Source organism: Cerasibacillus sp., from assembly GCF_036516575.1.
GTDB lineage: Bacteria > Bacillota > Bacilli > Bacillales > Amphibacillaceae > Cerasibacillus.
In genome coordinates, this window is sequence record NZ_DATBTY010000049.1 from 1 (window position 1) to 9537 (window position 9537).

10 protein-coding genes are annotated in these 9537 nt (G+C 37.9%); all 10 read right to left on the reverse strand.

What is annotated here, in order from left to right:
• A partial coding sequence (locus tag VIG73_RS08895; protein ID WP_331641116.1) for an isocitrate/isopropylmalate family dehydrogenase occupies nt 1-369 on the reverse strand: 369 nt, incomplete at its 3' end.
• Between the two features lie 32 nt (nt 370-401).
• Nucleotides 402-1346, reverse strand: coding sequence for a transketolase family protein (locus VIG73_RS08900; protein WP_331641118.1), 945 nt, complete (start codon nt 1344-1346; stop codon nt 402-404).
• Complete coding sequence (locus VIG73_RS08905) at nt 1343-2182, reverse strand: transketolase (RefSeq protein ID WP_331641120.1); 840 nt, start codon at nt 2180-2182, stop codon at nt 1343-1345. Before VIG73_RS08905 ends, VIG73_RS08900 begins: the two co-directional genes overlap by 4 nt.
• Complete coding sequence (locus VIG73_RS08910) at nt 2183-3280, reverse strand: 6-phosphofructokinase (RefSeq protein ID WP_194562839.1); 1098 nt, start codon at nt 3278-3280, stop codon at nt 2183-2185.
• An 18-nt stretch (nt 3281-3298) separates the two neighbouring features.
• Complete coding sequence (locus tag VIG73_RS08915) at nt 3299-4282, reverse strand: LacI family DNA-binding transcriptional regulator (protein WP_328799641.1); 984 nt, start codon at nt 4280-4282, stop codon at nt 3299-3301.
• Nucleotides 4283-4312: 30 nt separating this feature from the next.
• The gene (locus VIG73_RS08920) at nt 4313-5323 is read right to left on the reverse strand and encodes an NAD(P)-dependent alcohol dehydrogenase (RefSeq protein WP_194562841.1); all 1011 of its coding nucleotides are present in this window, start codon (nt 5321-5323) and stop codon (nt 4313-4315) included.
• A 13-nt stretch (nt 5324-5336) separates the two neighbouring features.
• Complete coding sequence (locus tag VIG73_RS08925; protein WP_194562842.1) at nt 5337-6611, reverse strand: TRAP transporter large permease; 1275 nt, start codon at nt 6609-6611, stop codon at nt 5337-5339.
• Nucleotides 6605-7102: a TRAP transporter small permease gene (locus VIG73_RS08930; RefSeq protein WP_194562843.1), complete on the reverse strand. Its 498-nt coding sequence runs from the start codon at nt 7100-7102 to the stop codon at nt 6605-6607. Before VIG73_RS08930 ends, VIG73_RS08925 begins: the two co-directional genes overlap by 7 nt.
• Nucleotides 7103-7134: 32 nt before the next feature.
• Entirely contained in the window at nt 7135-8157 is a 1023-nt protein-coding gene (gene dctP / locus VIG73_RS08935; protein WP_235961093.1) for a TRAP transporter substrate-binding protein DctP, read from the reverse strand.
• Nucleotides 8158-8176: 19 nt separating this feature from the next.
• Complete coding sequence (locus VIG73_RS08940; protein WP_331641126.1) at nt 8177-9208, reverse strand: zinc-dependent alcohol dehydrogenase; 1032 nt, start codon at nt 9206-9208, stop codon at nt 8177-8179.
• Nucleotides 9209-9537 lie beyond the last annotated feature (329 nt).

The following is a 9537-nucleotide window of genomic DNA, read 5'->3' on the forward strand; positions in this document are numbered from 1 at the left end:
ATCAACCGTTCCTTCTTTCAATACAGTCGGTGCACCATTCAATAAACGAATCGGGCGTAAATTAATGTATTGGTCAAATTGCTTCCGAATAATTAATAATAAATCCCATAATGAGACGTGATCCGGTACACCAGGATATCCAACTGCACCTAAATAAATAGCGTCAAACTCACGCAATACGTCCATGCCATCTTCAGGCATCATCCGTCCTTCACGTAAATAATATTCACAGCCCCACGGTAAATGAACGAATTCAAATTGAATTCCCTTTTCTTGCAGTGTCGTTAAAGCTTCAATTGCCTTAATTCCTTCAGCAATCACCTCAGGCCCAATCCCGTCCCCTGCAATTACTGCAATTCGATAAGTCATGTTCTCTCCTCCTTTTCTTTCATCTTGTCACATCAAGCCTTGTTATAAAAGTCTTTTATTTTACGCACCATACAAGAAACAGATAAGCCATATTTCTCTAATAATTGTTCATTCGGAGCCGATTCTGCATTGCGATCTTCCACGCCGATTCGTAACATCTTCGTCGGTCGTTGTTCACCAAGCACTTCTGCTACGGCACTTCCAAGCCCACCTAAAATACTATGTTCCTCAGCCGTTACGATGAGATTTGTTTTTTGAGCCGTTGCTAAAATCGCCGCCTCATCTAAAGGTTTAATCGTCGGCATGTGCACAACTTCAACTGAAATTCCTTCATCTGCTAACTGTTTTGCCGCTTCCAACGTACGACTTGTTTGTGTTCCAGTCGCAATAACCGATACATCTGTCCCTTCTTTCAATGTTACCGCTCGGCCAATTTTAAAATCATAATCCTCAGCAAAAAGATAAGGATACTCATCTCGAGCTAAACGAATATAAACTGGTCCATCATAATCATTCGCAGCACGCATCGCTTTCTCCACTTCCACATTATCAGCAGGTGCAATGACGACCATATTTGCTAATGTTCTAAAAATCGCAATATCTTCTAAAGCTTGATGCGTCTTCCCTGTTAATCCTGTCAATAAGCCACTATAAGCGCCAACCATTTTCACATCTAATCGTGGTTGAGCGATTTGTACTTGAATTTGATCCAACGCACGTTTTGATAAAAATGCTGCAAATGTTACAGCCCACGGTTGCAAACCTGTTGAAGCTAAACCTGAACAAACACTTAACATATTTTGCTCCGCAATTCCCATCTGTAAAAATTTTTCTGGTTTTTGATTCGCAACTACGTCTGTTTTTGTCGAATTTGCTAAATCTCCGTCTACTGCATACACCCGTGCATCTTTTTCAGCAAGCTCTAAAATGACTTTACTAAAACGATCACGCATTGCGCCTTTTTGAATGTTTATCATCCTTCCATTCCCTCCGTTTCTAATTCAGTTAATGCGAGTTGAAGTTCTTCTTGAGTCGGTACTTTCGAATGCCATAAATAAGCGCCTTCCATGAAGCTTACTCCTTTTCCTTTAATCGTATTGGCAATAATGACTGTCGGTTTTCCTTTTGTTTCGCGCGCTTCTTTAAATGCTTGATCTAACGAGTCATAACAATGACCGTCTATAGAAATCACATGCCATCCAAATGCTTTCCAACGGTCTGACGGATCTTCCAGCGGTGCGTTGCGCGTCACTTGATCATCACTCCACCCAAATTGCTGAAGTCGGTTATTATCAACGATACAAACTAAATTATCGACACCATATTTTGAAGCAACATCTGCTGCTTCCCAAATTTGGCCTTCTTGTGATTCACCGTCACCAATCATGCAGTACGTTCTAAACGATGCATTTTGTGCTTTTGCCCCTAGCGCCATACCTAACCCTGCAGACAAACCTTGTCCTAAAGAACCCGTTGACATATCTAAACCAGGAAGAAGCGTCATATCTGGATGCCCTTGTAAACGTGAATTTAAAGCATCGAAAGTTGTTAACTCTTCCATAGGCAAAAATCCACGATACGCTAATACAGTATATAGTGCGATAGCCGAATGACCTTTCGATAAAATAAAGCGATCTCTATTTTCTTTTCGTCCATCTTTCGAATCAATGTTCATCTCTTTAAAATATAAATAATTCAAAACGTCTACTGCGGATAAAGGACCTCCGATATGTCCCGCTCCTGCCTGATGAATCGTTTCAAGAATTGTGCTACGAATTTGCTTTGCTCTCGTTTCCAATTGTTTAATCTCCATTTATACTTCCTCCTCATAAATCGTGTTCATATTTCGCCAAAAAGAATCAAATTGTTCATTCATTTGCAATGTTGAATCATCGTACCAATCTTTTGGAACTTCGTGATCTTTATGAATAACTTGACTTAATGGAACTGTTTGGTAAAGCGCTTTCCCATTTAAAAAATAATTAGAAATCATTTGATTTCTTTTCCCTTTCATCATATGTTGAATGCCATATTGTCCTTGCTTATAAGCTAAGTCGACATCCATTGGAGACAATGATTGAATCGTACACCTTTGAAGTATACCTGGATTTGTATATTTAATATCAATCGTAGAAATTGAAGTTTGTAGTAAACGTTTTAAAGTCTGACCGATTGTTTCATCTCTTTTTTGAGGATAAGCAACGACTCCTTCTGCTACTATGCAAACAATCGATTGCCCTCGCTGAATGGCATATAAAATCTCATTTAATAATTGATCATAAGAAACCGAAACTTCGGGAATTAAAAGAATGGTATGGATTTTTTCATTACTCGCATGAATATATTGTTGGCAACTCGCTGCTAACCATCCGACAGTACGCCCCATCGTTTCCACAATTTCAATGGTTTGACGCTTACGGTAACTCAATATATCGTGCGACATATTGTGCAATGTTTCGGTTAAGTATTTGGCAGAACTTAAATAGCCAGGCGCAATCGTCGTGCCGAATATATCGTTATCGATCGTCTGTGGAAATCCAAAGATGATCGTGTCAGGACAATAATCACCAATCCGCTTTGTCAAACGCATCGTTCCATTGCCACCAATCATACAGACATAACGGATTTCCCACTTTTGAAAAATTGTACAACACCTTTGTAATTGTTCTTCCGATGGGCGATAGCGACTTGTTCCTAAAATAGCTCCTGGCTTTTGTTTAATATGTTGATAAGGGGAAGGAGAAGAAAGAGAAATAATATCTTCATTCAATACTCCTTCAATCCCTCCTAATGCTCCTAAAACATGCATTTCAGAATAATTTGTTTCAATATAATCGACAATGCCTTGTAAAGTCGCATTCATAACTGCTGTTGGCCCGCCAGATTGCACAATGAGTATATTTTTTTTCATAATATGCAGTCCTTTTTATTAAGTAGATTGACGAATCATCAAAGTAGGGTTAAATTTCAAATTTTTATTTTGGACAGGAATCCCTTGAATTTTATTTACGATTAATGAAATACATGCTGCGCCTATTTCTGGAATGGGTTGTGCTACAGATGTTAAAGTTGGCTGAACAATTGTTGCAATCGACGTATCGTCGTATCCGACAATTGCTAAATCTTCCGGAATCTCAAAATCTAAATCTCTTGCAGCTCGAATGGCACCCGCTGCAAGCAAGTCATTACAAGCGAAGATCGCTGTAGGTCGCTTCGCATCACTTAACAAACGACGAGTTTCCTTAATCGCTTCTTCGACATGTTCCACACCTTCAATATATTTAAAATTAGGCCATAATGGAATTTCCTGTTCTTCCAAATAGGTGTTGAAACCACGTATTCTTTCACGGTTTGACCATAAGTCACGTCCGAGTATACCGATATATTGATGCCCCTGTTCCACAAGATGTTGCGCTGCTAAATATCCACCATAGTAATCATCATTTGCTACAGACATAACTGCAAATTCTGGTAGTTCACGTGCTACAATCACAACAGGTATATTCCGTTCAATCAATGTTTCAACAGGTTTCATCTGTTCAAAACCAGATGCTAGTATAAATCCATCCACTTGTTTTTGAATGAGTAAATCAATATACTCGCTTTCTTTTACTGAACTATAATCTGTATTACAAATCACGACATTATAATCAAGATCTTTCGCGCTATCTTCAATGCTTCTTGCGAGTTCAGCAAAGAAAGGGTTTGCTAAATCAGGAATTAATAACCCGAGTGTATTCGTATTTTTACCTGTCAATGCTGTTGCGATAATGCTCGGTCGATAATTTAACTCTTTCATTACCGCCAAAACATTTTCTCGTGTTTCTACACTGATGCGTCCTTTATTATTAATAACTTTCGAAACCGTCGCAATCGACACACCTGCTTTTTCTGCAATGTCATAAATCGTCACTTTCAAAAAACTTACCACCCTTTCACGTCACTAGTCGTTCGGTTTCACCACTATCTTAATATCATTATGTGAAAGTGTCGTCGCACGTTGCATCGCTTCTTGCACTTCTTTCATAGGAAATATAGAAGTAATGAGGAGAGAAGCCTCGTGCGGATATTGTTCAAGAATTTTTAAAGCTAACGGGAACGTATGAACATAACGATAAACCGTTTTTAAATCAATTTCCTTTTGAATCATTTGAATAATATCTAATGGCACTTCTTTCGAAGGGAATCCGACTGCTACAATTGTACCACCTTTTTTTGTCACTCGAACAGCTTCATTTAAAGCTACTCCAGATCCAGATGTTTCTATGACGACATCAAATGATTCATCCACACATTTTTCATGGCGAACATTAAGAGCATGCATCGCTCCAATTTTCTTTGCTACTGTTAACCGATCCTCTTGAAAATCTCCTACAGTAATTTCCCCCGCTCCAAAAGCGCGAGCGGCGAGAACAGTCACTAAACCTACAGGCCCCATGCCTGATATATAAACGGTCTGACCAGGTTTCAAATCCGCTCTTCTTAAAGCATGGATTCCTACAGATAAAGGCTCCGCTAAAGTAGCAATTTCAAAATTCAATTCATCTACTATCGGAAATACGACGCGACTTGGCACAGTTACAATTTGCTTTAATAAGCCTGGGTTTGGAGGTGTCGATAAAAAATACATCGCTTCACATAAGTGATATCGTCCTTCTCTACAATAAGAACAAGTTTCGCAATGAATCCCTGGTTCTATGATGACACGATCTCCTACTTGAATAGTCGTTACGGAAGAGTCTACTTCAATCACGACCCCACTTGCTTCATGGCCCTGTACATGTGGAAATTGTACAGAACGCTTGCCAATATGACCATGTTGATAATAGTGCACATCCGAACCACAAATTCCTACCGCTTCAATTCGAATTTTCACTTCTCCTACACCACATACTGGCTCCAATTGTTCTTGCACTTCCACTCGCTCTAAAGCGGTCAATACTGCTGCTTTCAAATCAATCACTCCTTTACTTTAATAGAGAAGGTAACCATGTTGATAATGGTGGGAAATACGTAATAATTAATATATCTAACACTAATATTAAAATTAACGGAATCGCATACCGAGCGATTCGCACGATACTCAAATTGGTTAATTGAGACACGACGAATAAGTCAATCCCAACAGGCGGTGTCACTAATCCTAAAGCTAAATTCACAACCATGATGACGCCAAAGTGAACGGGATCTACACCTAAATTAGTCGCCGTTCCAAACAATAGTGGCACTAATATTAAGATAGCTGCTCCACCTTCTAAAAACATTCCTGTAAAGAATAAAATAATATTAACGACTAGTAAAAATACGTACTTATTCGTAATGAATGAAGAAATTGTGTCGTAAATCATATCCGGTACACTATTGATTCCAATGAAGAAACCAAATAATCCTGCCGCACCGATGACAAGCATAATAATCGAACTACTAATTGCACTATCTTTAAACACGACTGCTAATTGTGGAATTGTAATATCTCGATAAATGAATAAACCGACTACAAGTGCATAAACAACTGCTACGACTGACGCTTCTGTCGGGGTAAAGAAACCAGAATAAATACCTCCTAAAACAATGACAGGCATTAAAATTGCGAAGAAAGCTTCAAAAAATGCTTTCACAATACTTGGAAATGGTTGTTTTTCTGTTCCTTGATAACCGTTTTTCTTAGCGATAAAAAAGGCGCTAATTAATAAAGAAATTGTAATTAAAAATCCTGGTAAAATTCCAGCGATAAATAAATCACTAATAGAAACTTCGGCGGCCACTCCATATAAAATCATCGCGACACTCGGAGGTATAATAATACCTAAAGCGCCTGCAACCGCTTGATTCGCTGCAGCATATTCAATTTTATAGCCTCTTGCTACCATCGCTGGAATTAAAATCGATCCGATGGCTGCAGTAGTTGCAGCGCCTGATCCTGAGATTGCTGCAAAAAACATTGATGTCACAATCGCTACCATTGCTAAGCCACCTGTAAAGTGCCCCACTAAAGAACTTGCAAAATTGACGAGACGCTTCGACATGCTGCCAGCACCCATGAGATTCCCCGCTAATATAAAGAACGGAATCGCCATTAATGGAAATGAGTTTAAAGATACAAAAATACGTTGTGGTACTGTTTCTAAAGGAATCACTTCATGCATCGTAATGCCGAGTACGGTAGAGAGCCCTAATGAAATCGCAATCGGTACTCCTAAAAACATTAAAACGAATAGTGAAATAAAAAATGCGATTAACATGAAGTTTCATCCCCTTTCATCCAATGCTCTATTAAACTCGCGAGAGAATTTAATAACATTAATCCTCCACCAATTGGGAGTGACATATAAATATATTTCATCGAAATGCCTGTTCCAGGTGCAATTTGATTTGTAAAATTAGACGCTAAATTCATGCCATATACAATTAATACGATAAAAAACACAATCGAAAATAGATGCATCAAATAAAAACTAACTTCTTTCATCCAACCCTTTAATTGTTCAACGACAATTTCTACAGAAATTAATTTGTTTTTCCGATGAGCAATCGCCGCACCTAACATAATCATAAAAATCATTAAAAAACGTGTTAATTCTTCAGACCAACTCAAAGAGGAGCCAATAAAGCGTGAAACAACTTGCCAAAACGTAATCATCGTAGTGAAAAACAAAGACAATGCTAATAAGTAACCGATAATTGTATTCACATGATCCATTAAATTCAAATATACTTTCCCTATTTTTTTCATATATTCCCTCCTCTTGAGTCCTCTGTTTGTCATTAATATTCGTAATTTTGAATACGTTCTATTAAATCTTCTCCTAATTTTGGTGCCCACTTATTGTAAACGTCATCTACTTTCGCTTTGAAACTATCCTTATCTGGTTCTGTAATCGTAAGTCCTTCTGCTTCTAAAAATGCACGAGCCTCTTCAATTTTGTCCTGGTTAAATTGTCTTCCTTTTTCTACAGCTATTTGTGCTGCTTCTACTAATGATTTTTGTTGTTCTTCTGTTAAGCGATTAAATGAAGCTGTCCCGATAGAAATTGGTGCTGCACTAAAACGATCTTCTAATAAAGCGACACTTTCTTGCACTTCATAAATCTTTGATGACTTAATCGTCGCTAATGAATTAGAATGACCATCGATGACACCTTGTTGAAGAGCTGTAAACACTTCTGTCCAAGCCATCGGTGTAGGGTCCGCTCCGAATGCTTTCCACGTATCAATTTGAATTTCATTTTCTTGAACACGGATTTTCATTTTAGCGACATCTTCTACTTTTTGAATCGGTTGATTAGATGTCGTCGCAACAAAACCATTTTCAATCCAACCTAAAATTTTAACATTCGCTGCTTCTTCAAACATCGCATTCAATTCATCACCGATTTCACCGTCAAGCACTGCATAAACGTGCTCTCTATTATCAAATAAAAATGGTAAATCTAAAATATTAAATTCTTGATTCCAGTTCCCCATCGGTCCTGCTGACTGAATGGCCATATCGACCGCACCCATTCCCATTGATTCGAACACTTCTCGTTCTCCACCTAATGAGTTATTCGGATGAATTTTCACTGTCATTTGACCATCTGTAATTTTCTCTAACTCTTCTTGAAATGCCTTTGCTGTTAAACCGAACTTCGCATCTTCCGGTTCTGGAATACTCAAATCCAATACGACTTGCTTACCTGTACCTTCTTTTGAACCCGTATCTTTTGGCTTCTCTTCCTTATCCCCTGAACAAGCTGCTAACATAAAAATCACCATTGTCATTAAAAAACCTGATACTATTTTTTTCATTGTAGTGCCTCCCATTTGATTATTCATATTTCAATAACACTTTAGCTTCTTCTTTATTTTCACAAGAAGTAAATGCGTTCTCCCAATTGTCTAACGTTTGAATACTTGTAATAATTGGTTTCAATTGAATTTCATTTTGTTCGTACAAGTTCATCACTTTTTCCCAAGTGGAAAATGAATGAGCCAGCGTTCCAAAGACTTGCAATTGTTTGTACGTAATTAAGTCAAAATCAAAGGCAAAAGCTTCTCCGACAATTCCAACTTGAATATGTTTTCCTAAAGGCTTCAACTGCTCAAAGCATGAACGAATCGCATGAGGAGATCCTGAACAATCAATGGTCACATCCACTCCTGTATTTAGGGTTAAGCGCTTAACCTCTGATGTTAAATCTTGCTTTTCTACATTAATATAATGATGTACTCCCAATTGTTGCGCAATCGTCGTTCTCTTTTCATCAGCGTTCGTGCCAGTCATTATAATACGACAGCCTTTTAACTTTAATAAAGCTAAAGTTAATAAACCAATAGGTCCGGGTCCTGTCACTAACACAGTATCGCTAGCCTGAATTGTCGTTAATTCTTCCACCGCTTGCACAGCGCATGCTAAAGGCTCCGCGAGTGCTCCCTCTTCTAAACTGATATGATCAGGTAGCTTATAAAGAACTTGACTATTAATGGTGACGTATTTTGTAAATCCACCATCTACACCATGTCCCATTCCTCGTCGTGTGTCACAAAACATATAAAAACCAGTGCGACAGTAAGAACAAACTCCACATGTTTGCTCCGTAGATCCTAAAATAGCTACTCGATCGCCGACTTGAATATGTTTAACATCTTCAGCAACACTTTCCACAATTCCTGAACTTTCATGGCCTAAAACGACAGGGGGATAACTTTTAAATGTATCATGAAAAATATGCAAATCGGTTCCACATATACCTGTAAACGCCACTTTCACTTTCGCTTCTCCTAGGTTAAGCGCTTTCTCTTTGATGTTTAAAAGCTTAATATTCCCCTTACCTTCTTGCACTTTTACAATTGCTTTCATGAATTCACTCCTTTTATAGAAAATAAGCACCTAATGGTAAAGCGCTTTCTTTATGTTGAATTCATTTTATCTTTACTTTCTGAAAAATGCAACACTTAATTTCATTTTATTTTAAAAGTGTTTCAAGTAACTATTTTCATGCTTTAAATTCACTTTATTCTACTTCGGTTCTTTGTTATCTACAAACAAAAAAAACCAGAATGACCGGTATTGGATCATTCTGGTTAAACTTATCGAATCTTGTAGCTGTTACGATTATTCATATTTACGCTGACGTACTACAAACAGTAAACCGATGAACATGAGCGCCAATCCTACATATTTCATCA

Coding starts and splice junctions, on each gene's coding strand:
- VIG73_RS08925 (WP_194562842.1), bottom strand. CDS start 6,611: ATGTTAATCGCATTTTTTATTTCACTATTCGTTTTAATGTTTTTAGGA.
- VIG73_RS08900 (WP_331641118.1), bottom strand. CDS start 1,346: ATGATAAACATTCAAAAAGGCGCAATGCGTGATCGTTTTAGTAAAGTC.
- VIG73_RS08940 (WP_331641126.1), bottom strand. CDS start 9,208: ATGAAAGCAATTGTAAAAGTGCAAGAAGGTAAGGGGAATATTAAGCTT.
- VIG73_RS08910 (WP_194562839.1), bottom strand. CDS start 3,280: ATGAAAAAAAATATACTCATTGTGCAATCTGGCGGGCCAACAGCAGTT.
- VIG73_RS08930 (WP_194562843.1), bottom strand. CDS start 7,102: ATGAAAAAAATAGGGAAAGTATATTTGAATTTAATGGATCATGTGAAT.
- VIG73_RS08905 (WP_331641120.1), bottom strand. CDS start 2,182: ATGGAGATTAAACAATTGGAAACGAGAGCAAAGCAAATTCGTAGCACA.
- dctP (WP_235961093.1), bottom strand. CDS start 8,157: ATGAAAAAAATAGTATCAGGTTTTTTAATGACAATGGTGATTTTTATG.